Origin of the sequence: Streptomyces sp. MAR4 CNX-425, assembly GCF_048656465.1 — a bacterium.
Lineage (GTDB): Bacteria > Actinomycetota > Actinomycetes > Streptomycetales > Streptomycetaceae > Streptomyces.
The window spans coordinates 1-25,221 of record NZ_JBMDLF010000012.1 but is presented as its reverse complement, the minus strand read 5'-3'; the positions used below and the strand labels follow the sequence as shown (position 1 = coordinate 25,221).

25 protein-coding genes are annotated in these 25,221 nt (G+C 74.8%); 4 read left to right on the top strand and 21 right to left on the bottom strand.

The genetic code is table 11. The annotated features are described in order from the left end of the window. Positions 1 to 45: 45 nt before the first annotated feature. Positions 46 to 1,215, bottom strand: a complete 1,170-nt coding sequence (locus tag ACHZ99_RS28080; protein ID WP_420307584.1) for a glycerophosphodiester phosphodiesterase — start codon at positions 1,213 to 1,215, stop codon at positions 46 to 48. Between the two features lie 216 nt (positions 1,216 to 1,431). Between ACHZ99_RS28080 and ACHZ99_RS28075 the strand changes: the two genes are divergently transcribed. Beyond that, on the top strand, positions 1,432 to 2,118 hold the full coding sequence (locus ACHZ99_RS28075) for a lysophospholipid acyltransferase family protein (protein ID WP_420307583.1): 687 nt from the start codon (positions 1,432 to 1,434) through the stop codon (positions 2,116 to 2,118). Between the two features lie 57 nt (positions 2,119 to 2,175). Here ACHZ99_RS28075 and ACHZ99_RS28070 read toward each other — a convergent pair whose 3' ends face one another. The 10 genes from ACHZ99_RS28070 to ACHZ99_RS28025 form a co-directional block, all read right to left on the bottom strand. Next, a complete protein-coding gene (locus ACHZ99_RS28070) occupies positions 2,176 to 3,474 on the bottom strand; it encodes a sensor histidine kinase (protein WP_420307582.1) in 1,299 nt (432 codons plus the stop codon). After that, positions 3,471 to 4,142 (bottom strand): response regulator transcription factor, encoded by a 672-nt coding sequence (locus tag ACHZ99_RS28065; protein ID WP_420307581.1) that lies wholly within the window; start codon positions 4,140 to 4,142, stop codon positions 3,471 to 3,473. Before ACHZ99_RS28065 ends, ACHZ99_RS28070 begins: the two co-directional genes overlap by 4 nt. A gap of 9 nt (positions 4,143 to 4,151) precedes the next feature. Further along, positions 4,152 to 5,069: a S1C family serine protease gene (locus ACHZ99_RS28060; protein WP_420307580.1), complete on the bottom strand. Its 918-nt coding sequence runs from the start codon at positions 5,067 to 5,069 to the stop codon at positions 4,152 to 4,154. An 11-nt stretch (positions 5,070 to 5,080) separates the two neighbouring features. Next, entirely contained in the window at positions 5,081 to 6,031 is a 951-nt protein-coding gene (locus ACHZ99_RS28055; RefSeq protein ID WP_420307579.1) for a VWA domain-containing protein, read from the bottom strand. 658 nt (positions 6,032 to 6,689) lie between these two features. Beyond that, entirely contained in the window at positions 6,690 to 7,658 is a 969-nt protein-coding gene (locus tag ACHZ99_RS28050; RefSeq protein WP_420307578.1) for a DUF58 domain-containing protein, read from the bottom strand. Then, positions 7,655 to 8,728, bottom strand: a complete 1,074-nt coding sequence (locus ACHZ99_RS28045; protein WP_420307577.1) for an AAA family ATPase — start codon at positions 8,726 to 8,728, stop codon at positions 7,655 to 7,657. Before ACHZ99_RS28045 ends, ACHZ99_RS28050 begins: the two co-directional genes overlap by 4 nt. Further along, positions 8,725 to 8,961: a hypothetical protein gene (locus ACHZ99_RS28040; protein ID WP_420307576.1), complete on the bottom strand. Its 237-nt coding sequence runs from the start codon at positions 8,959 to 8,961 to the stop codon at positions 8,725 to 8,727. Before ACHZ99_RS28040 ends, ACHZ99_RS28045 begins: the two co-directional genes overlap by 4 nt. Before the next feature lie 179 nt (positions 8,962 to 9,140). Further along, the gene (locus ACHZ99_RS28035; RefSeq protein ID WP_420307575.1) at positions 9,141 to 10,112 is read right to left on the bottom strand and encodes an aldo/keto reductase; all 972 of its coding nucleotides are present in this window, start codon (positions 10,110 to 10,112) and stop codon (positions 9,141 to 9,143) included. 120 nt (positions 10,113 to 10,232) lie between these two features. Then, complete coding sequence (gene argH, locus ACHZ99_RS28030; protein ID WP_420307775.1) at positions 10,233 to 11,657, bottom strand: argininosuccinate lyase; 1,425 nt, start codon at positions 11,655 to 11,657, stop codon at positions 10,233 to 10,235. A gap of 65 nt (positions 11,658 to 11,722) precedes the next feature. Further along, entirely contained in the window at positions 11,723 to 12,919 is a 1,197-nt protein-coding gene (locus tag ACHZ99_RS28025; RefSeq protein ID WP_420307574.1) for an argininosuccinate synthase, read from the bottom strand. Between the two features lie 261 nt (positions 12,920 to 13,180). Here ACHZ99_RS28025 and ACHZ99_RS28020 point away from each other — a divergent pair, with 261 nt between their 5' ends. Further along, positions 13,181 to 13,735 carry a GNAT family N-acetyltransferase gene (locus tag ACHZ99_RS28020; RefSeq protein WP_420307573.1) on the top strand — a complete coding sequence of 185 codons (555 nt, stop codon included), beginning with the start codon at positions 13,181 to 13,183 and terminating at the stop codon, positions 13,733 to 13,735. Positions 13,736 to 13,834: 99 nt separating this feature from the next. On the opposite strand, the gene ACHZ99_RS28015 is transcribed toward ACHZ99_RS28020, so the two are convergent. The 9 genes from ACHZ99_RS28015 to ACHZ99_RS27975 form a co-directional block, all read right to left on the bottom strand. Continuing rightward, positions 13,835 to 14,158 (bottom strand): DMT family transporter, encoded by a 324-nt coding sequence (locus ACHZ99_RS28015; protein ID WP_420307572.1) that lies wholly within the window; start codon positions 14,156 to 14,158, stop codon positions 13,835 to 13,837. A gap of 87 nt (positions 14,159 to 14,245) precedes the next feature. After that, positions 14,246 to 14,770, bottom strand: a complete 525-nt coding sequence (locus ACHZ99_RS28010; RefSeq protein ID WP_420307774.1) for an arginine repressor — start codon at positions 14,768 to 14,770, stop codon at positions 14,246 to 14,248. A 7-nt stretch (positions 14,771 to 14,777) separates the two neighbouring features. After that, the gene (locus ACHZ99_RS28005; protein ID WP_420307571.1) at positions 14,778 to 15,983 is read right to left on the bottom strand and encodes an acetylornithine transaminase; all 1,206 of its coding nucleotides are present in this window, start codon (positions 15,981 to 15,983) and stop codon (positions 14,778 to 14,780) included. After that, the gene (gene argB / locus ACHZ99_RS28000; RefSeq protein ID WP_420307570.1) at positions 15,980 to 16,930 is read right to left on the bottom strand and encodes an acetylglutamate kinase; all 951 of its coding nucleotides are present in this window, start codon (positions 16,928 to 16,930) and stop codon (positions 15,980 to 15,982) included. Before argB ends, ACHZ99_RS28005 begins: the two co-directional genes overlap by 4 nt. Continuing rightward, complete coding sequence (gene argJ / locus ACHZ99_RS27995) at positions 16,927 to 18,090, bottom strand: bifunctional glutamate N-acetyltransferase/amino-acid acetyltransferase ArgJ (RefSeq protein WP_420307569.1); 1,164 nt, start codon at positions 18,088 to 18,090, stop codon at positions 16,927 to 16,929. The genes argB and argJ overlap by 4 nt, the downstream gene beginning before the upstream one ends. An 85-nt stretch (positions 18,091 to 18,175) precedes the next feature. After that, complete coding sequence (gene argC, locus ACHZ99_RS27990) at positions 18,176 to 19,204, bottom strand: N-acetyl-gamma-glutamyl-phosphate reductase (RefSeq protein ID WP_420307773.1); 1,029 nt, start codon at positions 19,202 to 19,204, stop codon at positions 18,176 to 18,178. Positions 19,205 to 19,347: 143 nt separating this feature from the next. Next, positions 19,348 to 21,105 carry an FAD-dependent oxidoreductase gene (locus ACHZ99_RS27985; protein WP_420307568.1) on the bottom strand — a complete coding sequence of 586 codons (1,758 nt, stop codon included), beginning with the start codon at positions 21,103 to 21,105 and terminating at the stop codon, positions 19,348 to 19,350. A gap of 131 nt (positions 21,106 to 21,236) precedes the next feature. Next, a complete protein-coding gene (locus tag ACHZ99_RS27980; RefSeq protein ID WP_420307567.1) occupies positions 21,237 to 21,812 on the bottom strand; it encodes a histidine phosphatase family protein in 576 nt (191 codons plus the stop codon). A gap of 21 nt (positions 21,813 to 21,833) precedes the next feature. After that, positions 21,834 to 22,286 (bottom strand): GNAT family N-acetyltransferase, encoded by a 453-nt coding sequence (locus ACHZ99_RS27975; protein WP_420307566.1) that lies wholly within the window; start codon positions 22,284 to 22,286, stop codon positions 21,834 to 21,836. A 132-nt stretch (positions 22,287 to 22,418) separates the two neighbouring features. On the opposite strand from ACHZ99_RS27975, the gene ACHZ99_RS27970 reads away from it, so the two are divergent. Beyond that, positions 22,419 to 22,622, top strand: coding sequence for a DUF1918 domain-containing protein (locus ACHZ99_RS27970; protein ID WP_420307565.1), 204 nt, complete (start codon positions 22,419 to 22,421; stop codon positions 22,620 to 22,622). A gap of 22 nt (positions 22,623 to 22,644) precedes the next feature. On the opposite strand, the gene ACHZ99_RS27965 is transcribed toward ACHZ99_RS27970, so the two are convergent. Beyond that, positions 22,645 to 23,934 carry a glycoside hydrolase family 10 protein gene (locus tag ACHZ99_RS27965; protein ID WP_420307564.1) on the bottom strand — a complete coding sequence of 430 codons (1,290 nt, stop codon included), beginning with the start codon at positions 23,932 to 23,934 and terminating at the stop codon, positions 22,645 to 22,647. 182 nt (positions 23,935 to 24,116) lie between these two features. On the opposite strand from ACHZ99_RS27965, the gene ACHZ99_RS27960 reads away from it, so the two are divergent. Beyond that, a complete protein-coding gene (locus tag ACHZ99_RS27960) occupies positions 24,117 to 24,977 on the top strand; it encodes a 3-hydroxybutyryl-CoA dehydrogenase (protein WP_420307563.1) in 861 nt (286 codons plus the stop codon). Positions 24,978 to 25,221 lie beyond the last annotated feature (244 nt).

Here is a 25,221-nt window from a genome sequence, read left to right as displayed (position 1 = left end):
TGCGACGCGCGGACGGGGGCCGCCGGTTGCCGGCGGCGACGGGCCTCACCCCTTCGAGAGGAAGTCGTCCCGGGCGAGGAGCCCGGTGTCGGGGTTGTCGGTGAAGATGCCGTCGATGCCCGTCTCGAAGTAGACCTGGAACGCGCCGAAGGCGTCGCCGTAGGCCGCCGGGTCGGTGCCGGTGCGGAAGTCCGCCGGGAGGAAGGTGTTCTCGTTGCGCATCGTGTACGGGTGCAGCACGAGACCGGCGTCGTGCGCGTCCTGAACCAGCGTGGTGGGCTCCAGCAGCCGGCCGGCAGAGTCCTTCGGGATGATCAGGTTCACGGTGGGCCCGATGCCCTTCGCGAAGCCCGCGATCCACGCCAGCCCCTCGGGCGTGACCAGGTCGGCGACGGTGCGCGGGTCACCCGCCTGGACGAAGTCCCACGGCCGCGAGGACGCGCCGCTGAGCAGCACGACGACCGGGCAGTCGACCAGCCCGGCGAGCCGCTCGACGCTCGTCGGCTCGAACGACTGGAGGAACACCGGCGAGTGGCGCCGGTCCCGGCCGTAGCGGCGCAGCAGGCGGGCCAGCGGCCGCTCCAGCTCCAGCCCGATCGACCTGAAATAGGACGGGTGTTTGGTCTCCACGTGGAGCCACACCGCCCGGCCGGTGCCGCGCCGCTGCTCCTCGGCCCACCGCAGCACCTCCTCGAACGTGGGCACCTCCCAGCGGCCGTCGTAGAGGGTGTTGCGCTGCCGCACGTCGGGGATGCGCTCCGTGGCGCGCAGCGTCTTCAGCTCGGCGAGGGTGAAGTCCTCGGTGAACCAGCCGGTGATCTCCCGGCCGTCGACCGTCTTGGTGGTCCTGCGGCCGGCGAACTCGGGGTGGTCCGCGACGTCGGTGGTGCCGCCGATCTCGTTCTCGTGGCGGCAGACGAGGTGGCCGTCCCCGGTCGGGACGAGGTCCTGCTCGATGACGTCGGCGCCCATGTCCAGCGCGAGCTGGTACGCGCCGAGGGTGTGCTCCGGCCGGTAGCCGCTGGCCCCGCGGTGCGCGATCACCGCCGGGTTCGGCAGCCGCCCGCCGTGGCCGCCGTGCCCACCGCGGCCGCCGGGCCCGGCGGCCCGCGCCGTACCGGGCAGGCCCACCGCCGCCGCCGCGCCGCCCAGCGCGGCCGCGCCCAGCACCGCCCGTCTGGCGGGGTTCTGCCGCTCCGTACCGCCGTCGCTCATGTCAGCCACCTCTCCGTCGTGCCCGCGCCGTACGGCGCCTCGACAAAAGACGGCCCGATGCTAGGACGCGGCGGCGCGGATACGGGAGACGTGCGGCGGCGTGCTTGTGAAATCGGCGGCAACACTGCGTCCCGGGCGGTTGAATCCGGGGTGGGAACCGTGCGGACAGGCGGGTATGGTCGCAGGCGTCACCACCACGACCGGAGGATCCTTCCCTTGTTCCGCGTTCTGATCAAGGTGTTTCTCGGCCTGCTCATGCGGGTGCTGTACCGCCCCCGGGTGGAGGGCCACGAGCACATTCCCGGCACGGGCCCGGTCGTCCTCGCCGGCAACCACCTCACCTTCGTCGACTCGATGTTCCTCGGCCTGATCGTGAAGCGGCCGGTGTTCTTCATCGGCAAGGACGAGTACGTCACGGGCAAGGGCGTCAAGGGCCGGCTGATGGCCTGGTTCTTCACCTCGGTCGGGATGATCCCGGTGGACCGGGACGGCGGCCGCGGCGGCGTCGCGGCGCTGATGACCGGCCGCCGGATCCTGGAGGAGGGCCGGGTCTTCGCCATCTACCCCGAGGGCACCCGCTCCCCCGACGGCCGGCTGTACCGGGCGCGTACCGGCGTGGCGCGGCTGACGCTGATGACCGGCGCGCCGGTGGTGCCGTTCGCGATGGTCGGCACGGAGAAGATCCAGCCGGGCGGCTCCGGCCGCCCGCGCATCGCCCGCTTCACGGTGCGCTTCGCGGAACCGCTGGACTTCTCCCGCTACGAGGGCATGGACCGCGACCGCTACGTGCTGCGCGCGGTGGCCGACGAGGTGATGAGCGAGGTCATGCGGCTGTCCGGGCAGGAGTACGTCGACGTGTACGCCACGAAGGTGAAGTCGGCGCCCGAGGAGTCCGCCGCCTGAGCGGTCCGCGATCCGGCCCGCGGCCCGGGCCGTACGGACCGACCGGCGCCCCGGCGCCTACTTCTCCAGCACCTCCCCCGCCGGGCCCGCCGGGCCGTCGTCCCCCGGGCCCCGCACTTCCGCGGGCAGCTCGTCCGGCGGCCCCGCCGCCCGCCCCGCGCCGGGCGCCGCGGCCGCCCCGCCGACGTTTGGCAGCCACAGCACGAACGTGCTGCCCGCGCCCACCCGCGAGAACAGCCGCGGCCGCCCGCCGTGCGACTCCACGATCTGCCGCACGATCGCCAGCCCCAGCCCCGCGTGCCGGTCCCGGGGCCGGCCCTCGGGCCCGGTGCCGCCGCGCCAGAACCGGTCGAACACCCGGGCCTGCTCGCCCTCGCCGATGCCCGGGCCCGCGTCCTGCACCGCGATCCACAGCCAGCCCTCCGCCCGGCCGGCGGCGACGGTGATGCGGGTGCCGGCGGGCGCCAGGCGCACCGCGTTGGAGAGCAGGTTGCCGACGGCCCGGCGCAGCGCGTACGGGTCGCCGATCAGCACCAGGCCCTCGTCCAGCCGGCGCCGGATGACCAGCCCCCGCTCCGCCGCCAGCGGCGCGAACTCCTCGCACGCCTCGTCCGCGACCGCCGCCAGGTCCACGTCCGCGTCGGCGAACGCGGCGGCCGACCGGCGCGCGGTGGCCAGCAGGTCCTCCACCAGCCGCGTCATCCGCGTCGTGGCCCGGTCGACCACGGCGACGGCGCGCCGCCGCTCCACCGGGTCCGACTCCTCGACCGAGAGCACCGCGTCGAGGTTGGCCCGGATGATGGCCAGCGGGGTGCGCAGCTCGTGCGAGGCGTCGTCGACGAGCTGGCGCTGCGCGGCGAAGGCGCCGTCGAGCCGGTCGAGCATGGAGTCGACGGTGTCGGCGACCATACGCAGCTCGTCGCGCGGCCCGTCGAGGCGGATCCGGCGGGAGAGGTCGCTGCCGGCCTGGATCTCCTCGGCGGTGCGGGCGATGGCGCGGACGGGGCGCAGCGCCCGGCCGGAGAGCACCCAGCCGGTGCCGAGGCTGGCGGCGGCGACGCCGCCGAGGACGGCGAAGGAGAAGTTGCGCAGGTTGCCCAGCGTCTCGTAGTTGACGGCCGCCTCGACGTCCTCGGCCTTGACGACGTCGATCTCCCCGACCGCCACGCCGTCGACCTGCTTCTCGGCCCGCAGCTCCTTGCTGACCGGGTGGGCGTCGCCGCTGCGCTGCACGGCGACGTACGCGCCGCCGAGGACCAGCGCCGTCAGGCAGAACACCAGCACCGAGTAGAGCACGGTGAGCCGGAAGCGGATGGTGTGGACGAACGCCGGCAGCGGCAGCCGGGGCCGCCTCACGGCGCCTCCTCCTTCAGCCGGTAGCCGTGCCGGATGACGGTCTCGATCAGCGGCTCGTCCTGGCCGGTGACCTTGCGGCGCAGCGAGCCGACCGTGACCCGCACGGTGTTGGTGAACGGGTCGGCGTTCTCGTCCCAGACGTGCTCCAGCAGCTCCTCCGCGGAGACGACGCGGCCGGGCCGGGTCATCAGGTAGTGCAGCACGCCGAACTCCTTGGGCGTCAGCCGCAGCGGGCGGCTCCCCCGGTACGCCTCGAACCGGGCGGTGTCCAGCCGCAGTTCGCCGACCTCCACGACGGAGGTGCCGCCCTCGTCGCGGCGCAGCAGGGCCCGTATCCGCGCCAGCAGCTCGGGCAGCGCGAACGGCTTGACGAGGTAGTCGTCGGCACCGGCGTCGAGGCCGCGCACCCGGTCGGCGAGGCGGTCGCGGGCGGTGAGCATCAGGATCCGCGGCCCGCCGGGGGCCGCGCGTATCTCCCGGCAGACGGCGAGGCCGTCGCCGTCCGGGAGGGTGAGGTCGAGCAGCACGAGGTCGTAGTCGTTCACCCCGAGCCGCTCCATCGCGCCGTCCACGTCGGCGGCGGTGTCGACCGCGTACCCGGAGCGTACGAGCCCGACCCGGAGCGCGCCGACCAGGTCCTCTTCGTCCTCGATCACGAGAATCCGCATGCGACGAACCTAATCGCCGTCGATGATCGAGTCCGCCGCCCGGACCGCGTCCTCGACGGGCACGGCGAAGCCGATGCCGATCGAGCCGCCGCCGCCCCGGTCGAGCGAGGCGATGGCGGTGTTGACGCCGACGACCCGGCCGCCCGCGTCCACCAGGGGGCCGCCGGAGTTGCCGGGGTTGATGGAGGCGTCGGTCTGCACCGCGCGCTGCCGGGCTCCGCCGCCGAGGGAGACCTCGCGGTCGACGGCGCTGACGATGCCGGAGGTGACGGTGCCGGACAGGCCCAGCGGCGAGCCGACCGCGAGGACGGAGTCGGCGACGGACAGGTCCGCGGAGCGGCCCATGGCCAGCGGGCGGGGGGCGTACGCGCCGGCCACCTCCAGCACCGCCACGTCCCGGCCGGTGTCGCGGCCCAGCACCTCCGCGTCGACCCGGCGGCCGCTGTGCAGCACGACGGAGGCGTCGGCGGCGTCGCCGACGACGTGGGCGTTGGTGAGGACGCGGCCGCGGTCGTCGAAGACGAAGCCGGAGCCCTGCCGCCCGCCGGCCTGCACCGACACCACGCCGGGCAGCACCCGGGCGGCGACGCCGTCGAGGTCGCCGGGGACCCGCCCGGCGGCGGCCGGTGAGGGCGCGTCGGCCGCCGCCTCCTCGCCGCCCCCGGGGCCGCGCAGGTCGCCGGCGGCGAACCCAGCCGCGCCGCCGGCGAGGACCGCGGCGACGCCGGCGGCGGCCAGGGCACGGTTCGCCGCCCGGCGCGGCGCGGGGGGCGGGGCCGGTGCGGGTAGCGGTGCCGGGGGCGCGGGGTACGGGGGCGCCGGCCGCCCGGGACCGGCCTGCGGCCCCGGGTCCGCGGCGCCGGCGCGTACCCCGGCGGTGAACGCGGGGCCGCGGGGCTCGCCGAGGCCGCTGCGGGGATGGGTCACGGTCGATCTCCTCACGGTAGGCGCGAGAACCACAGCAGGGACGTGGCCGCCGCCAGCAGCGCCGCGACCAGCGCACCGGCCACGAACCACTGCCATATCCCGCGCTCCTCGGTGCGATGGCCGACGGAGCTGCCGATGTCCTCGTAGACGTCCTCCAGCTCCGCGCCGGAGGCGGCCTCGTGGAACGCCCCGCCGGTCGCGGCGGCCAGCTCCGCCAGCGCGGGCCCGTCCACCGGCACCGGCACGCTCTGCCCGCCGGCCAGCTCGATGGTGCCGCCCTCGGTGCCGTACGCGATCGTGGACACCGGGATCCCGGCGGCCACCGCCTCCTCCGCGGCGGCGGGCGTGCCGCGGCCGGTGGTGTTCTGCCCGTCGGAGAGCAGGACGACGTGGGCGGGCGGCGGGCGGCGCTCGGCCTGTTCGTCCAGCGTGCGGATCGCCCCGGCGGACGAGAACACCGCCTCGCCGATCGCGGTGCCCTGCCGGGTGTCCAGCCGGTCGAGCGCGCGGCGCATGGCCTCGCGGTCGGTGGTCGGCGGCAGGGCGACGGCGGCGGTGCCGCTGAAGGTGACGAGCCCGACGTTGAACCGCTCCGGCAGCTCCGCGACGAACGTCCGGGCGGCGTCCTGCGCGGCGGTGAACCGCGACGGCCGCACGTCGGTCGCCCGCATCGAGGCGGACACGTCCAGCGCCACCATGATCGTCGCGCGTTCCCGGGGCACCTGGGTCTCGGCGGTGGGCCGGGCGAAGCCGACGACGAGCAGCCCGGCCATGGCGCAGAAGGCGGTGGCGGGCACGTGCCGGCGCCAGCCGGGGCGCCGGGGCATGACCTTGTCGAGCAGGTCGACGTTGGTGAAGCGCACGGCGTAGCGGCTGCGCCGGGCCTGCATGACGACGTAGACGACGACGAGGGCGGCGAGCGGCACGAGCAGCACGAGCCACCCGGGCGAGGCGAGACTCACGCGTCACCTCCGGGGAGTCGGCCCGTACGGGGCCGGGGCGGACGGGTGCGGTCGGCGGGAGGTGCTCCGGGCGCGCGGGCGACGGCGACGGCGGGATGCCACCGCGCCCGGGCGACACACGTACGGCGTCTGTGCACCGCCCCGACGCCGTCCGGGCGACGCACCGGCCCGGCCGTTCCGGTGCACGCGGGGCGGCGGCTGTCCCGGCGCCCGGGCGGACGGCGCGGCCAGCGCCCCCGCCCCGGCCGGGCACGGGGGCCACTCCCACCCGGACACCGAGGCCGCCGCCCCGGGCACCGCACGCCCGGACGCCGACACGGCCTGGACGCGCAGCCGCCGCGCGAACCCGGGACCTGGACACGACCGCCCCGATGCCCGCACGCCCCCGACCCCACCCGGCCCGGGGCACCGGGACCTCCGGCGCCGGGCCCCCGGCACCCGGACCGGAGGCCACACGCCCGGACACCGGGTCCGCCGCCCCGGGTGGTGCACGCCCGCGCGCCGACACCGTCCAGGCGCGAAGCCGCCGCACGGACCCGGCACCCGGACACGGCCGCTCCGATACCCGTACCCCGGCCCGCGGACAGCGGGGCCACCGGCCCCGCCCGGCTCGGGACATCCGCTCCGGCGCCGGACCGCCCGGCAACCGGACCGGAGGTCATGCCGCACCGCCCGTCCCGGGCCGCCGCGCGGCCGCCCGCTGCGCGGCCGCGTACCGCGCGATGTCCCGCACCCAGTCGCGGTCCGTACGCAGCCGCAGCCGCGCCGCGCCCGCGGTCCGCAGCGCCCGGCCGATCTCCTCGCGCTGCCCGGCCGCGGCGGCGGCGTACCGCTCCCGCACCCGCCGGGAGTGCGTGGGGACCTCCCGGCGCCGCCCCGACTCCGGGTCGACGACGGTCAGCAGCCCCACCGCCGGCAGCACCAGCTCCCGCGGGTCGACGACCTCGACCGCGAGGACCTGCTGCCGTCGCGCGAGGGCCCGCAGCGGGGCCTCCCAGCCCGGTTCGAGGAAGTCGGAGACCACGGCCACCAGCCCGCGGCGGCGCTCCGTGCGCCGCAGCGCCGAAACGCCCTCCGCGAGGGTGTGGGCCTGCGGCCCGGCGGGCACGCGGGGGCGTTCGAGCGCGGTGCGCAGGACCCGCATCAGGTGCCGCCGGCCGCCGCGGGCCGGGAGGCGCTGGAGGCCGTCGGGGCGGACGAGCAGGGCGCCGAGCCGGTTGCCGGCGCGCTCGGTGAGGAACGCGACGGCCGCGGCGGCGCCGACGGCGAGGTCGCGCTTCTCCATCCGGCCGGTGCCGAAGTCCATGCTGGCGCTGGCGTCGAGGACGATCCAGGTGGTCAGTTCGCGGTCCGCGAGCGTCGTGCGCACGTGCGGGACGGTGGTGCGCGCGGTGGCGTTCCAGTCCATGCGGCGGACGTCGTCGACGCCCGGGGTGTAGTGGCGGCTCTCGTCCGGCTCGCCGCCGGGGCCGGGGACCAGGGCGGAGTGGTCGCCCTGGAGGAGGCCGTCCGGGCGGCGGGTGAACAGGAGCCGGAGGTGGTGGAGCGCCTGGTCGGGGGTGAGTTCGCCGAGCGACGGCGACCCGGGTGCTCCCGCCGCGCCCGCGGCTCCGCCGGGGGTGCTCATGCCGCCCTCCCCGCCTTCCCGATCCCGCCGGGGTCGTCGCCGGCCGCGGCGTCCTCGGCCTGGTGCGGCGCGACCCGCGGCTGCGGCACCGCGGCGAGCACCTCGTCGACGACGGAGCCGGGGGTGACGCCGTCGGCCAGGGCGTCGAAGGACAGCACCAGCCGGTGGGCGATCACCTCGTGCGCGAGCGCCGCGATGTCGCCCGGCAGCACGTACTCGCGCCCGCGCAGCAGCGCCAGCGCCCGCGCCGCCGCCACCAGCCCGAGCGTGGCCCGCGGCCCCGCGCCGTACGCGAGCCGCCCGCCGCCCGCGGCGTCGCCGGGGGCGGCGAGTTCGCGGGTGGCCAGGACGAGACGTACCGCGTACTGCGCGAGGGCGTGGTGGACGAACACCTCGTCCGCGCGCCGCTGGAGGGCCGCGAGGGTCTGCGGCGTCAGCACCGCGCGGGCGGCGGGCGGGGCGACGCTCATCCGGTAGAGGATCGCCAGCTCCTCGTCCTCGGTGGGCGCGGTGACGTCGACCTTGAGCAGGAAGCGGTCGCGCTGGGCCTCGGGGAGTTCGTAGACCCCCTCGGACTCGATGGGGTTCTGGGTGGCGAGGACGAGGAACGGCTCGGGCATGGGGAGGGTCCGGCCGCCGATGCTGACCTGCCGCTCGGCCATGACCTCCAGCAGTGCGGACTGGACCTTGGCCGGGGCGCGGTTGATCTCGTCGGCGAGGACGAAGTTGGCGGCGACCGGCCCGGGTTCGACGGTGAACGTCTCGCTGGAGGGCCGGTAGATGCGGGTGCCGGTGATGTCGGACGGCACCAGGTCGGGGGTGAACTGGATGCGGTGGAACGTGCCGCCCGACACGGTGGCGAGGGTGGCCGCCGCCAGCGTCTTGGCGACCCCGGGCACGCCCTGGAGCAGGCAGTGCCCGCGGGCGAGCACGGCGGTCAGCAGCCGTTCGACCATCCGGTCCTGGCCCACGATCACCCGCTTGACCTCGAAGAGCGCCTGCTCCAGGAGCGCCGCCCAGGGGCCCGCCGCGAGGGCGGGCCCGGGGGCGGCGGAGGCGGTGGACGTCACAGGTCGCCCGCGTTCTCGGCGGCGCCCGGGGACGCCGGTGAACCGCCCTTCTCCGGGCAGTCCTTGCCGGCGGCGCTCCAGGCGCCGGCGGCCTCGCGGTCCTCGTGGACCACGAGCCGTACGCCGGGCTTCTCGTCCCCGCGGTCGGTCGGGCCGGTTGCGCCGGTGGCCAGGCCGGCCACGGCGAAGGCGGCGGCACCGGCGACCGAGAACCTCTGTATACGACGGGACATCGGGTCTCCTCCGTCAGACGACTGCGTGACCGCATGTCATCACCGGAGGGCGAAAATCCCCTTAAAGCCGCCGCGCGCGGGGGGCGTTGGAGGGGGGCGCCGTGCGCCGCGGGGCGGGCGGCGCGGACCCGGCCACGGCGTGCCGCCCGCGGCCCGCGGCCCCGGCGGCCCGGCGGGCGCTACGCCCAGGGCGTCGCCGCGCGGCGGCGCCAGTAGTCGGCGGCGGGCTCCGCGAGCGCCGCGAGGCGGTCGCACTGCTCCGGGTCAAGGTCGACGGCCGCGGCGGCGAGGTTGGAGTGCAGCTGCGCGGCGGTGGCGGCGCCGGAGAGCACGACACCGGCCCACGGCATGCGCAGCACCGCGGCGAGCGCGACGGCGTCGGGCTCGGCGCCGGTCTCGGCGGCGACGGCGCGCAGTTCGGCGGGGGCGGCGGCGCCGGCCAGCCGGCCGTTCGCCAGGCCCTCCTTGACGATCACGGTCAGCCCGGCGTCGTGGGCCTCGGCCAGCGCCTCGCCGGCGGCCGGCTCCAGCACGTTGTACGTGCTCTGCACGGTGTGGAACAGCCGCTCGCCGTCGACGGTGACCTCCAGCGCGGCGCGTACCGCGGCGGCCTGCTCCGGGCCGCTGGTGGAGAAGCCGACGGTGACGCCGCCGGCGGCCAGCTCCGCGAGCCGGGCGTGCAGGGCGGTGTCGGTCAGCGCCGGGCTGTCGGGGGTGAGGGAGTGGATCTGGTAGAGGTCGAGGCGGTCGCCGAGGACCTTCGCGGACTCCGCGCGCTGGCGGTCGTAGGCGTCGGCGCCGTGGTCCTTGACCTCGTGCACCTCGGCGTCCTGGCGCCAGTCGCCGACGTACGCGTAGCCCCACTTGCTGCCGACGACCGCGTCCCGGGCGTCGGGGCGCTCCCGCAGCCAGTCGGCGAGGAACTCCTCGGCGCGGCCGTAGGAGCGGGCGGCGTCGAAGTACCGCACGCCCTGGGCGTAGGCGGCGTCCAGCAGCTCGTGGGTGCGGGTGCGCATGGCCTCGACGGTGCGCGCGGGCGGCAGGTCCTCGGCGCGGCCCGTGGTGAGGTAGGCGGGGCGGCCCACGGCGGCGAGCCCGAAGCCGATGTGGGCGGCGGGCGTCGTCACTGCGGCCAGTCGGTCGAACGCCATCGCGGGCTCCTACGTCCTCGGGGCGGCTGCCGGGCCCGTCCACCGTAGAAGACGGGCCCCGCCCCGGTCAGCGCCCGACACGGGTTTCGCCGCCGCGGCCCCCCGCGGCGGGCCGCTGTGCTACGCCCCGGGGCCGGCGGGGCGCCCGGCGGCCGCCCAGCGCAGCTGCGCCGCCACGTCCTCCCGCACCTCCGCGAGCTGCGCCGCCACCGCCGCCGGCGCGGTGCCGCCGCGGGCGTCGCGCGCGGCGAGGGCGCCGCGGACGGTGAGCACGCCGCGCACCTCGGGCGTCAGCTGCGGGGAGACCTTCGCGAACTGCTCGTCCGTGAGCTGGTCCAGCTCGATGCCCTCGGCCTCGCAGACCTTGACGCACTCCCCCGCGGCCTCGTGCGCGACGCGGAACGGCACGCCCTGCCTGACCAGCCACTCGGCGATGTCGGTGGCGAGCGAGAAGCCGGCCGGGGCCAGCTCCTCCAGCCGCTCCCGGTTGACCGTGAGGGTGGCCGTCATGCCGGTGAAGGCGGGCAGCAGGACCTCCAGGGTGTCGATCGAGTCGAAGACCGGCTCCTTGTCCTCCTGCAAGTCCCGGTTGTACGCGAGGGGGAGCGCCTTCAGCGTCGCCAGCAGCCCGGTCAGGTTGCCGATCAGCCGGCCCGACTTGCCGCGCGCCAGCTCGGCGATGTCCGGGTTCTTCTTCTGCGGCATGATCGAGCTGCCGGTCGAGAAGGAGTCGTGCAGGGTGACGAAGGAGAACTCCTTCGTGGCCCAGAGGATGACCTCCTCCGCGATCCGGGAGACGTCGACCCCGATCATCGCGGTGACGAACGCGAACTCGGCGGCGAAGTCCCGCGCCGCCGTCCCGTCGATGGAGTTGCCCGACGAGCCGCGCTCGAAGCCCAGCTCCGCGGCGACGGCCTCGGGGTCCAGGCCCAGCGAGGAGCCGGCCAGCGCGCCGGACCCGTACGGCGAGACGGCCGTGCGCTCGTCCCACTGCCGCAGCCGCTCGGCGTCCCGGGAGAGCGCCTGGGCGTGCGCGAGCACGTGGTGGGCGAAGAGGACGGGCTGCGCGTGCTGGAGGTGGGTGCGGCCCGGCATGGCGACGTCCGGGTGCGCCTCGGCGAGGCCGACGAGGGCCTGCTGCAGCTCGGCGAGCAGGCCGCCGAGGGTGCGGGCGTGGTCGCGCAGGTACATCCGGAAGAGGGTGGCGACCTGGTCATTGCGGGACCGCCCGGCGCGCAGCTTGCCGCCCAGCTCCGGGCCGAGCCGCTCCAGCAGGCCGCGTTCGAGGGCGGTGTGCACGTCCTCGTCGGCGACGGTGGCGGTGAACGCGCCGCTCTCGACGTCCGCCGCCAGCCGGTCGAGCCCGGCGAGCATCCGCGTCAGCTCGTCCGCCGTCAGCAGTCCGGCACGGGCCAGGACGCGCGCGTGCGCGCGGGAGCCGGCGATGTCGTACGGGGCGAGCCGCATGTCGAAGTGGACGGACGCGGAGAGCCGCTCCAGCGCCGCCGCGGGGCCGTCGGCGAACCGGCCGCCCCAGAGCTTCACGTCCTGCGGCGGCGCCCCCTGCTCCCCCGCGCCCGTGTCCGTACCCGTGCCCGGTGCGTCGTCGCTCACCGGGCCAGGTCCCGGCCGGCCGCGATCTTCGAGGACAGGCCGAAGATCTCGATGAAGCCCCGGGACATCGACTGGTCGAAGGTGTCGCCGGTGTCGTACGTGGCGAGGTTGAAGTCGTACAGCGAGGCGGGCGAGCGCCGGCCGGTGACGACGGCCCGGCCGCCGTGCAGCGTCATCCGGATCTCGCCGGTGACGTGCTCGTTCGCCTCCTGGATGAAGCCGTCCAGGGCCCGCTTGAGCGGCGAGAACCACAGGCCGTCGTAGACCAGCTCGCCCCACCGCTGCTCGACCTGCCGCTTGTAGCGCGCCAGCTCCCGCTCGACGGTGACGTTCTCCAGCTCCTGGTGGGCGGTGATCAGCGCGATGGCGCCGGGGGCCTCGTAGACCTCCCGGGACTTGATGCCCACGAGCCGGTCCTCGACCATGTCGATCCGGCCCACGCCCTGCGCGCCGGCCCGCTCGTTGAGCTGCTGGACGGCCTGGAGCACGGTGACCGGGCGGCCGTCGAGCGCCACGGGCACGCCGCGCTCGAAGGAGATGACGACCTCGTCGGCCTCGCGCTCCGCGGCGGGGTTCTGGGTGTACTCGTAGACGTCCTCGATCGGCGCGTTCCAGATGTCCTCCAGGAAGCCGGTCTCGACGGCCCTTCCGAAGACGTTCTGGTCGATGGAGTACGGGGACTTCTTGGTGGTGGCGATGGGCAGGCCCTTGTCCTCGCAGAAGGCGATGGCCTTGTCCCGGGTCATAGCGTAGTCCCGGACGGGGGCGATGCACTTCAGCGACGGGGCGAGGGAGGAGATGCCGGCCTCGAAGCGGACCTGGTCGTTGCCCTTGCCGGTGCAGCCGTGCGCGACGGTGCCGGCGCCGTGCTTGTGGGCGGCGGCGACGAGGTGCTTGACGATGGTGGGCCGGGAGAGCGCGGAGACCAGCGGGTACCGGTCCATGTAGAGGGCGTTCGCCTTGATCGCCGGCAGGCAGTACTCGTCGGCGAACTCGTCCCGGGCGTCCGCGACCTCGGCCTCCACGGCGCCGCAGGCCAGCGCGCGCTTGCGGATCACGTCGAGGTCCTCGCCGCCCTGGCCGACGTCCACGGCGACGGCGACGACCTCGGCGCCCGTCTCCTCGGCGATCCAGCCGATGGCGACGGAGGTGTCCAGGCCGCCCGAGTAGGCGAGTACGACGCGCTCGGTCACGGGAGTCTCCTTAGGATGCATACGCGGACTGGAATAAGTATGCAGCACTCCGTATGTTTCGTCAAAGCGCCGCGCGCCCGGCGCGCCCGCGGCCCTCCGGGCACGGGTACGGGCCGGGCCGCCCCGCTCGGCCGCCCCTGCGGGATCGCCTGCTCCCGGGGGGCTCAACGACCGCCGAGGGCACCCCCGTACGGTGATCCCCACGGCTGTGACGACGCGCGCCGAGGTGACGCGCGGGGCCGCGGGAGACGGGACGCACCGATGCTGAGCACACCCCTGGGCGAGGGCGCCGAGCTGACCACGATGGAGCCGTGGCAGGCCGCCGAGCTCGCCGCGTTCACCGACCGGCACCGGGCGCACCTGGAGCCGTGGCTGCCCTGGACGTACGTGGTCCACGACGAGGCGAGCGCCCGGCGCTTTCTGCAGAAGTACGCCGACAGCCAGGCCCGCGACGCCGGCCGGATCTTCGCCATCCGGCTGGACGGCGAGCTGGTCGGCAACATGATCTACCGGCTCTTCGACACCGAGCAGGGCTCCTGCGAGCTGGGCGCCTGGCTGGCGCCCGAGGCGCAGGGCCGCGGGCTGGTCACCCGGGCGGCCGGCCGGATGATCGACTGGGCGGTGGACGTACGCGGCCTGTCCCGCGTCGAGTGGCTGGTCAACCCCGCGAACAAGGCGAGCATCGCGGTGGCGCGGCGCCTGGGCATGACCCACGAGGGCACGATGCGCAGCCTGTTCGAGATGGCCGGCGAGCGGCACGACATGGAGCTGTGGGCGCTGCTGGACCACGAGTGGCGGGAGACGCGCGGCCGGTGACCCCGCCGCCGCGGGCGCCGGAGATCGCCGTACCCCTCCCGCCGTACCCCGCCGTCCGCGGCGGCGGGGCGGCTCCGGCCCCGGGGCGCGCCGCCGGGCTCAGTGCGCCCCGCCCATCTCCAGCGCGACCACCCCGGCGGCGACCAGCACCAGCCCGCCGACCTGCACCCCCGTCAGGCCGTCGCCGAGGAACGCCGCCCCGACCAGCGCCACCAGGGCGACGCCGGCCGCCGCCCAGATCCCGTACGCGATCCCGATGGACATGCCGCGCTTGAGCACCATGCTGAGCAGCGTGAACGCGCTGAGGTAGCCGACGACCACCACGATCGACGGGACCAGCCTGGAGAAGCCGTCCGACAGCCGCAGCGAGACCGTCGCCGTCACCTCGCTGAGGATCGCCCCGATCAGCAGCACGTAGGTCATGATCCGCCCCTCCCCGCGTCTCCGGGGACCCACTGAACACCATCCCGGGCCGTCCGGGGGGCGCGGGGGGCGTACGGAACGGCGCGGTCAGCGCTCGCGCTCCGCCAGCTTCAGCAGGTGGTCGGCGAGCGACCGGCCGCCCGACGGGTCGCGGCTGATGACCATCAGGGTGTCGTCGCCCGCGATGGTGCCGAGGATCGCGGCCAGCTCCGCCGCGTCGATCGCGGACGCGAGGAACTGCGCGGCGCCGGGAGGGGTGCGGAGCACGACGATGTTGGCCGACGCCTCGGCGGAGATGAGCAGCTCCCCCGCGAGGCGGGCCATGCGCTCCTCCTTGGCCGACTCCCCCAGCGGCACCTGCGGGGTGCGGAAGCCGCCCTCGGAGGGGACGGCGTAGATCAGCTCGCCGCCGGTGTTGCGGATCTTGACCGCGCCCAGCTCGTCGAGGTCGCGGGAGAGGGTCGCCTGCGTCACCGTCAGGCCGTCGTCGGCGAGGAGCTTGGCGAGCTGGCTCTGCGAGCGGACCGGCTGCCGGTTCAGGATGTCGACGATCCTGCGGTGGCGTGCCGTGCGCGTGTGCGGCACGGCGGGACCGTTGTGCTCCTCGGACATCGTCACGTCACTCTCCGGCTCGTCGTGGCTCCACGGCGGGATCCGCCGCGTCGAGCACGGCGGGCAGCGCGGCGAGCAGGGCGTCCGCCTCCGCCTCGCCGAGGATCAGCGGCGGGGCGAGCCGGATCACGTCCGGCGCCACCGCGTTGACCAGGAATCCCGCTGCCTGGGCCGCCTGTTGCACCTGAGGTGCGACGGCCCCGGTGAGCACCATACCGAGCAGCAGCCCCGCGCCACGCACATGGTCCACGAGCGGGTGCCCGAAGCCCCGTATTCCCTCCTGGAGCCGCTCCCCCACGCGCTTGACCCGCTCCAGCAGCCCCTCGGCCTCGATCACGTCGAGCACCGCCAGCGCGGCGGCGCAGGCGACCGGGTTGCCGCCGAAGGTGGAGCCGTGCTTCCCGGGGGTGAGCAGGCCGGCGGCCGGCCCGAAGGCCAGCGTGGCGCCGATCGGCAGCCCGCCGCCGAGGCCCTTGGCGAGGGTGACGACGTCCGCCTCCACGCCCTGCGCCTGCGCGGCGAACCAGTGGCCCGTACGCCCCACGCCCGTCTGCACCTCGTCGAGGACGAGCAGCGTGCCCGTCGCCCGGGTGATCTCGCGGGCGGCGGCGAGGTAGCCCTCCGGCGGCACCACCACGCCGTTCTCGCCCTGCACCGGCTCGACGATCACCAGCGCCGTGTCCTCGGTGACGGCGGCGCGCAGCGCGTCGGCGTCCCCGTACGGCACGTGGGTGACCTCGCCCGGCAGCGGCCCGAAGCCCCGCTGCTTGCCGGGCTGCCCGGTGAGCGCGAGGGCCCCCATGGTGCGGCCGTGGAAGCCGCCGTCGGTGGCCACCATGTGCGGACGGCCCGTCAGCCGGCCGATCTTGAACGCCGCCTCCACCGCCTCCGCGCCCGAGTTGGCGAAGTACACCCGGCCCGGCCGGCCGGCGAGCTCCAGCAGCCGCTCGGCGAGCGCCACCGGCGGCTCGGCGACGAAGAGGTTGGAGACGTGGCCGAGCGTGGCGATCTGCGCCGAGACGGCCTCGACGACCGCCGGGTGGGCGGTGCCGAGGGAGGTGACGGCGATGCCGCCGACGAAGTCCAGGTACTCGTTGCCGTCGGCGTCCCACAGCTTCGCGCCCGCGCCGCGGACCAGGGGCAGGCGGGGGGTGCCGTAGTTGTCCATGAGCGCGCCCTGCCAGCGCCCGGTCAGCTCCGCGTTGCCGCTCATGCCGCGCTCCCCTCCGCGTCCGGCACGACCATCGTGCCGATACCCTCGTCCGTGAAGATCTCCAGCAGGATGGAGTGCGGCACCCGGCCGTCGATGACCCGCGCGGTGTGCACGCCGTGGCGCACCGCGTGCAGGCAGCCCTCCATCTTCGGGACCATGCCGCTGGCCAGGCCGGGCAGCAGCAGTTCCAGCTCGCCGGCGGTGAGCCGGCTGATGACCTCGTCGCTCTCCGGCCAGTTCTCGTACAGGCCCTCGACGTCGGTGAGGACCATCAGGGTCTCCGCGCCGAGCGCGGCGGCCAGCGCGGCGGCCGCGGTGTCGGCGTTGACGTTGAAGACCTCGCCGGCCGCGTCGGTCTCGTCGGCGGAGCGGGCGACGGAGGAGACGACCGGGATGCGGCCGTCGGCGAGCAGCGCCTCGATCGCGCCGGTGTCGATGGCGCTGACCTCCCCGACGCGGCCGATGTCGACCGGCGCGCCGTCGACCAGCGGGCGGTGCCGGGTGGCGGTGATGGTGTGCGCGTCCTCGCCGGTCAGGCCGACGGCGAAGGGGCCGTGCTCGTTGAGCAGCCCGACCAGCTCGCGCTGCACCCGGCCGGCGAGCACCATCCGTACGACGTCCATCGCCTCCGGCGTCGTCACCCGCAGCCCCGCGCGGAACTCGCTGGCCAGGCCGTGCCGGTCGAGCTGCGCGCTGATCTGCGGGCCGCCGCCGTGCACGACGACGGGCCGCAGGCCGGCGTGCCGGAGGAAGACGACGTCCTGGGCGAAGGCGCGCTTCAGGTCGTCGTCGACCATGGCGTTGCCGCCGAACTTGACCACCACGACCTTGCCGTGGTGGCGGGTCAGCCACGGCAGCGCCTCGATGAGGATCTGCGCCTTGGGCAGGGCGGTGTGCTTGCGGGTGGGGGTGGTCGGGGCCGCGGGTGCCGCGGGGGTGGCGGTCACGAGCTGTACGCGCTGTTCTCGTGGACGTAGTCCGCGGTCAGGTCGTTGGTCCAGATCACCGCGCCGGCATCACCCGCCGCCAGGTCCGCCACGATGTGCACCTCGCGGAAGCGCATGTCCACCAGGGCGCGGTCCTCGCCGAACGAGCCCTCCTTGCACACCCACACGCCGTTGATCGCGACGTTCAGCCGGTCCGGCTCGAAGGCGGCGGACGTGGTGCCGATCGCGGCGAGCACGCGGCCCCAGTTGGGGTCCTCGCCGTGGACGGCGCACTTGAGGAGGTTGTTGCGGGCGATGGAGCGGCCGACCTCGACGGCGTCGTCCTCGCACGCGGCGTTCACGACCTCGACCTTGATCTCCTTGCTGGCGCCCTCGGCGTCGGCGATGAGCTGCCGCCCGAGGTCGTCGCAGACGGCCCGTACCGCCTCGGCGAACTCCGCCTCGCCCGGCCGGACCCCGGAGGCGCCGGAGGCCAGCAGCAGCACGGTGTCGTTGGTGGACATGGCGCCGTCGGAGTCGAGGCGGTCGAAGGTCGTACGGGTCGCGGCGCGCAGCGCGGCGTCCAGCCCGGCGGCGGGCACGTCGGCGTCGGTGGTGAGGACGACGAGCATGGTCGCCAGCCCCGGCGCCAGCATGCCGGCGCCCTTCGCCATGCCGCCGACCGTCCAGGACGCGCCGTCCACCCCGGCGGTGACCTCCGCGGTCTTGTGCACGGTGTCGGTGGTCTTGATGGCGATGGCGGCCTTCTCACCGGCGTGCGCGGACAGCTCCGCCGCGGCCCGCCCGACGCCGGGCAGCAGCTTGTCCATCGGCAGCAGCGTCCCGATCAGCCCGGTGGACGCCACGGCGACCTCCGCGGCGCTGTGCCCGAGGACCTCGGCGACGCGCTCGGCGGTGGCGTGGGTGTCCTGGAAGCCGCGGGGGCCGGTGCAGGCGTTGGCGCCGCCGGAGTTGAGGACGACCGCGGACACCTCGCCGCCCTTGACCACCTGCTCGGACCAGACGACCGGGGCCGCCTTGACCCGGTTGGCGGTGAAGACGCCGGCGGCGGCGCGTCGCGGCCCCTCGTTGACCACGAGGGCCAGGTCCGGGTTGCCGTTCTCCTTGATTCCGGCGGCGATGCCCGCCGCCGTGAACCCTTTCGCTGCCGTGACGCTCACTGTGTCTCCTCGTTCGCTTCTCCGCCCGCGCGGCGCGAGCGCGGTTCGCTGTGCGGGGCCGGCCGGGCAGCCGCGCGTGCGACGCTCACGGTGCCACTCCCGTCATGGAGAGCCCCAGCTCCTCGGGGAGCCCCAGGGCGATGTTCATGCTCTGCACCGCGCCGCCGGCGGTGCCCTTGGTGAGGTTGTCGATGGCGCTGACCGCGACGATGCGGTGCGCGTTCTCGTCGTACGCGACCTGGAGCAGCGCCGCGTTGGAGCCGGTGACCGCGCCGGTGGCCGGCCACTGGCCGGGCGGCAGCAGCCGGACGAACGGCTCGCCCTGGTACGCCTTCTCGTACGCCGCGCGCACCGCCTCCGCCGTCGTCCCCGGCCGGGCCCGCGCCGTGCTGGTCGCGAGGATGCCGCGGGGCATCGGGGCCAGGGTCGGGGTGAAGGAGACCGTGACCGGCTCCCCCGCGACGGCGGCGAGGTTCTGGCTGATCTCCGGCGTGTGCCGGTGCCCGCCCCCGACGCCGTACGGGCTCATGGAGCCCATCACCTCGCTGCCGAGCAGGTGCGGCTTGAGCGCCTTGCCGGCGCCGGAGGTGCCGGAGGCGGCGACCACGACGGCCTCCGGCTCGGCGAGCCCGGCGGCGTACGCCGGGAACAGGCCGAGGGACACGGCGGTCGGGTAGCACCCGGGCACCGCAATGCGCCGGACCCCGAGGAGCGCGTCGCGGTGCCCGGGCAGCTCGGGCAGCCCGTAGGGCCAGGTGCCGGCGTGCGGTGTGCCGTAGAACCGCTCCCACGCGGCGGCGTCGGCGAGCCGGTGGTCGGCGCCGCAGTCGACGACGAGCACGTCGTCGCCGAGGGCCGCGGCGACGGCGGCGGACTGCCCGTGCGGCAGCGCGAGGAACACCACGTCGTGCCCCGCGAGGGCGGCGGGCGCCGTCCCGGCCAGCTCGCGGCCGGCGAGCGGCGCGAGGTGCGGCTGTATGTCGCCGAGGAGCCTGCCGGCGTTGGCGTGGGCGGTGAGCGCCCCGATCTCGACCCCGGGGTGCGCCAGCAGCAGCCGCAGCAGCTCCCCGCCCGCGTACCCGCTCGCCCCGGCCACTGCCACCCGCACGGTCATCCGCTCCTCCTCGCTCACGGCATGACTATACGTACCACGGCAGAGCTATGCAAAGGAGATACGGGCGGGCCGGGGCAGGGCACCGCGTGGCATGCGTGGCGGAACCTCCGACGGCGGGCCGCGCGGCCCGAGCGGTCGCGGGCTCAGCTCTTCGGCGGGACCTCCGGGATCGGCAGCAGCAGTGTGCCGAACGCGCCCTCCGGCACCGCCGGGTCGCGCGGGGCGACCGGGCGGACGCGGGTGTACGGGCGGTCCTGGGCCGGGCGGGGGTCCTCCTCGCCCTTGTTGGGCCACAGCGCCATCGCCCGCTCCGCCTGCGCCGTGATCGTCAGCGACGGGTTCACGCCGAGGTTCGCGGAGACCGCCGAGCCGTCCACGACGGAGATCCCCGGGTGGCCGTACAGCCGGTGGTACGGGTCGATGACGCCGTGCTCCGCGTCCTCACCGATCGGGCAGCCGCCGAGGAAGTGCGCGGTCAGCGGCCTGCCCATCAGCTCGCCCAGGTTCGTCCCGGCCACCCCGCCGATCTGCTCGGCGAGCACCCGCGCCGCCTCCGCGCCCTCGGGGATGTGCACCGGGTTGGGCGCGCCGTGCCCCTGGCGGGCCGTGAGCAGGCCCTTCCCGAGGCCCTTGTCCTTCAGGTGGGTGGTCAGGGAGTTGTCGTGGGTCTGCATGACGAGGCCGATGATGGTCCGCTCGGACCAGCGGTGGGTGGTGGCCGTGCGCGCGACCAGCACCGGGTGACGCAGGTACGCGCCCAGCACGCGCAGCGCCTTGGGGAGCCTGCCCTCGGCCCGGTACTGCGGGACGCACAGCAGCGCCATGGCGTTGGAGCCCTTGCCGTAGCGCACGTTCTCGATGTGCGTGGTGGAGTTGGGGTGGATCGAGGAGGTGATGGCCACGCCCTTGGTGAAGTCCAGCTCGTCCGCGCCGTGCTTCTTGCGGTACGTGCGCGGGAAGGTCACCGCGCCGACCAGCGCCTCGGAGTTCGTGCGGGTCAGCTCGCCGAGCCGCGGCGAGAGCCCCGGCAGCCGGCCGGCGGACCGCATGCGGTGCAGCAGGGTCTGCGTGCCGTACGTGCCCGCCGCGACCACCACGCGGTCGCAGCGCAGCACCTCGCGTGCGCCGCGGCGGCGCCTGTTCGTCGGCACGGTGGTCACCTCGTAGCCGCCGCCGGCGACCTCGTGGACGTCGACGACGGTGGTGAGCGGGTGGATGACGGCGCCGCGCCGCTCGGCGAGGTGGAGGTAGTTCTCCATGAGGGTGTTCTTGGCGCCCCAGCGGCAGCCGGTCATGCACGAGCCGCACTGCAGGCAGGCGGTGCGCTCGGGCCCCGCGCCGCCGAAGTACGGGTCGGGGACGGTCTCGCCGGGGGCGGCCTTCGCGGCGCCGTCGGCGTCGTGTCCGTCGCCGTAGAAGACGCCGACGGGGGTGAGCCGGAAGGTGTCGCCGACGCCCATGCGTTCGGCGGTGGCCTTCAGGTACTCGTCCGGGGCGGTGGTCGTGGGGTTCTGCCGCACGCCGAGCATCCGGCGCGCCTGGTCGTAGTACGGGGCCAGCTCCTCCTGCCAGTCGGTGATGCGGCCCCACTGCGGGTCCTGGAAGAAGGCGGGCGGCGGCACGTAGAGGGTGTTGGCGTAGTTGAGCGAGCCGCCGCCCACGCCGGCGCCGGCGAGCACCATGACGTTGCCGAGGAGGTGGATGCGCTGGATGCCGTAGAGGCCGAGGGAGGGGGCCCACAGGTAGTCGCGCAGCCGCCAGGAGTTCTTCGGCAGCTCATCGCGGGTGAACCTGCGCCCGGCCTCCAGTACGCCGACCTTGTATCCCTTCTCGGTCAGCCGCAGGGCGGCCACCGAGCCGCCGAAGCCGGAACCGATGACGATCACGTCGTACGAGCCCATCGATGATCGCTCCTCGCCCACGCGGTGCCACAAAAAACCTACTTGGCAGTAGACTTACTTAACCGTAGGGAGTTGGCAATGGCCCCGACATCATCCGCCCACCACGATCCCGCGTCCACCCGCACCGGCGCTCACACCCAGCTGTCGACATGGAGACTCCACCGCCCCGGCCGGCCCGTCAGGCCGACGGTCGACAGCGGCATCACGTCGATGTGCCAGTACGACGCGGGCGGCGCCCGCAGCGCGTAGACCAGCGCGGCCCGGATGATCGACGGCTCCGTGACGGCGAGCACGTGGCAGCCGTCGTCCACCGGGCGGGTGTCCAGCCAGCCGCCTATCCGCTGGATGAAGGCGATCAGCGGCTCGCCGCCGTGCGGCGCGGAGTGCGGATCCGCGAGCCACGCGTCCACGTCGCGCGGCTCGGTCATCATCACCTCCTCCAGCGTCCGCCCCCGCCACCGGCCCATGTCGCAGTCGCGCAGCGCGACCTGGACCAGCGGCGCGAGGCCGAGCACCCGGCCGGTCTCGCGGGACCGCTGGGTGGGCGAGCAGTACCGCAGGTCGGCGGCGGCGAGCGGGGAGAACACCGGAACGGCACGTTCGGCCGCACCCCAGCCCGCCGCGTCCAGGGGCCGGTCGTCGTCGAAGCGCTCCGCGAGCCGCGCCGAGTTGCGGGCCGCGGCGAGCAGCGTGAGACGAACGTTCATGCGGCGATGGTAGGAGCGCGATCACGCTGTGCCCAGAGCCATCCACTGGGTCGGATCGGCGAGGGGCTCGAAGCCGAACCTCGCGTACACGCCGTGCGCGTCGCCGGTGGCCAGGAGGACGCGGCGCAGCCGGTACGGGGCGAGGTGGTCGCGGACGGCGGCGACCAGCCCGCCGCCGATCCCGGCGCCGCGGGCGCCGCGGGCCACGTAGACGTCGCAGAGCCAGGCGAAGGTGGCGCGGTCGGTGACGACGCGGGCGTACGCCACCTGCCCGCCGGGGGCGGCGGGGCCGGCGGGGGTGCCTGCCGGGGCGTAGACGCCGAAGTTCAGCGAGTTGTCGATCGCGGTGTCCTGCTGCTCACGACCCCGGCCGAGCGCCCAGTAGGCGTCGGTGGACAGCCAGTGGTGGACGAGCGCGCGGTCGAGCCGGGCGGGGTCGGTGGACAGCTCGTAGGGGGCGGGTAGGTGATCCATGCGCCGAGCCTGGCACGCGCCCGGTGGCCCGTACACCCGCATTCTCCGGGGAGCCAAGAGCGGCCCGCGACCCTAGACTGGCCGTCACGGACCCAACTTTTCCGTGACGAGCCGGACAGGGAGGTCGACCCCATGCAGGCAGAGGTGGGCGACAAGCTGTGTGTGCACGGTCGCGTCGTCGGGCAGCAGGACCGGACGGCGGAGATCGTCGAGGTCCTGGGCACCGGCGGCGCGCCGCCTTACCGGGTGCGGTACGACGACGGGCACGAGGCGGTGATGTCGCCGGGCCCGGACTCCGTGGTCCGGCATCAGGACCGGGAGCCCGGGCCGGGCTGACGCCGCGGCGCGGCGCGCGCGGCTAGCAGCGCGGCGGCCGCACCCGCTCGCCGTAGTGGTCGGCGACCAGCCGGCTGACCGCGCCCAGCGGGTCCTGCGGCAGCAGCTTCGCGGAGAAGTACATGTTGCCCTGGACCTCCGGGTAGCCCTCGCAGAACGACAGGTGCCGGGACAGCTCCGCCGGGTCGAACCACGCCTCGGGCTGGCCGGCGGCGCCGACCTTGTACAGCGCCTCACCGATGTAGAGGTTGACGCCGGTGCCCGCCACCACGTCGTTCCACCAGGGCACGAGCTTGGCGTAGTCGGCCACCTCGAAGCCGATGTTCCAGTACACCTGCGGGACGATGTAGTCGATCCAGCGCTCGCGCACCCACCTGCGGGTGTCCGCGTAGAGGTCGTCGTACGTCTCCACACCCGCCCGGGTGTCGGAGCCCTCGGGGTCGGTGGCCGCGTTCCGCCAGATCGCGAACGGGCTCACGCCGAACTGCACCTTCCGCCTGGTCCGCTTGATGGCCCGGCCCAGCTCCGCGATCAGCAGATCGATGTTGTTGCGCCGCCAGTCGGCCTTGTCCGCGAAACCGCCGCCGTACCGCTGGTACGTCTCCTCGTCGGCGAACTCCTCGCCCCCGACCGGATACGGGTAGAAGTAGTCGTCGAAGTGCACGGCGTCGATGTCGTAGCGGCGTACGGCGTCGAGGATGCACTTCTGGACGAAGCGGCGGACCGCCGGGATGCCCGGGTTGTAGTAGATCTTGCCGCCGTACGGGACCGCCCACTCGGGGTGCCGGTTCACCGGGTGGTCCGGCACCAGCTTCTCCGCGTGCGCGTCGTTGCGCACCCGGTAGGGGTTGAACCAGGCGTGCAGTTCCAGCCCCCGCCGGTGCGCCTCCCGCACCGCGAAGCCCAGCGGATCCCAGCCGGGGTCGACGCCCTGGGTCCCGGAGAGCCACTCCGACCACGGCTCGTACCGGGACGGCCACATCGCGTCCGCCGTCGGGCGGGCCTGGAAGACGACGGTGTTCAGGTTGCGGTCCGCCGCCTCGTCGAGCCGCGCCAGCAGCTGCCGCTGCTGCTCCGCGGCGCTCAGGCCCTGCCGGACCGGCCAGTCGATGTTCGCCACCGTCGCCACCCACGAGCCGCGCATCTGCCGGTGACGGCCATGCCCGTGCCCGTACCCGTCCGGACGCCCCGCCGCGCCGGCCGTGGCCGCCACCGCGTCGCCCGCCACGGTCACCGCGGACAGGGCACCCACAGCCGCGGCGCCGAACCGGCGCCGGCTGAGGTGCGGTCTTTCGGGAGTGCTGCTCCCCATCTGGATCCTCCGTGTGTCGCCGAGAGCACGAATCCGACTGAGCCAAGTGGTCTGAACCACTCGTCAGTTGCGGCACATCCTCGCCCCCGGCCTCACCCGGGGACAAGAGCCATGCGCTACGCGGGTAACGTCGGGGTCCGAAAGGGTTGCCCACAGGGCAGGACGAGGGACGAGGAGTGACATTGACCGACATCGAACGCGTCGGAGTGGTCGGATCCGGCCAGATGGGCTCGGGCATCGCCGAGGTGTGTGCCCGCTCCGGGCTTCAGGTCGTCGTCGCCGAGACCACCGGCGACGCCCTCGAACTGGGGCGTACCCGCGTCACCAACTCGCTCGCCAAGGCCACCGAGCGCGGCAAGCTGAGCGAGTCGGAACGGGACGAGGCGCTGGCCGCGCTCAGTTTCACGACCGATCTGGGTGAGCTGGCAGACAGCGACCTGGTGATCGAAGCGGTGGTGGAAAATGAGCAGGTAAAGACCGAAATCTTCCAAGTGCTGGACCAGGTCGTCACCCGACCGGACGCCGTCCTCGCCTCGAACACCTCCTCCATCCCCCTGGTCAAGCTCGCCGTCGCCACCTCGCGCCCCGAGCAGGTCATCGGGATGCACTTCTTCAACCCCGCCCCCGTACAGCGCCTCGTCGAGCTGATCCCGGCCCTGACCACCAGCGACGAGACACTGAAGCGCACCGAGTCGCTGGCCCGCGACGTACTCGGCAAACACGCCATCCGGGCCCAGGACCGCTCCGGCTTCGTGGTGAACGCACTGCTCATCCCGTACCTGCTGGCGGCGGTCCGCATGTTCGAATCGGGCATCGCGACACGCGAGGACATCGACAACGGCATGGAGCTGGGCTGCGCACACCCGATGGGCCCCCTGAAGCTCGCGGACCTCATCGGCCTGGACACGGTCGTCTCGGTGGCCGAATCCATGTACGACGAGTACAAGGAGCAGCTGTACGCGACGCCGCCGCTGCTGGCGCGGATGGTCGAGGCGGGCCGCCTGGGCCGCAAGTCGGGCGCGGGGTTCTACTCGTACCAGTAGGTCCGTACGACAGGACCACGGCCGCCGGCCCCGAATCCGTCCGTGACCGGGAGCACCAGGACCAGCCCGGGCATATCCCCGCGTGCGCGGGGAGCAGCGGCACCGCCCGGATCTCCGTCACGACGGAGCGGGTCCATCCCCGCGTGCGCGGGGAGCAGCCTGGGTGGTGGGCTGACGTGGCGCGGCACCTGGGTCCACCCCCGCGTGCGCGGGGAGCAGATCGCACCTTCGGCCCGGAGCGCGG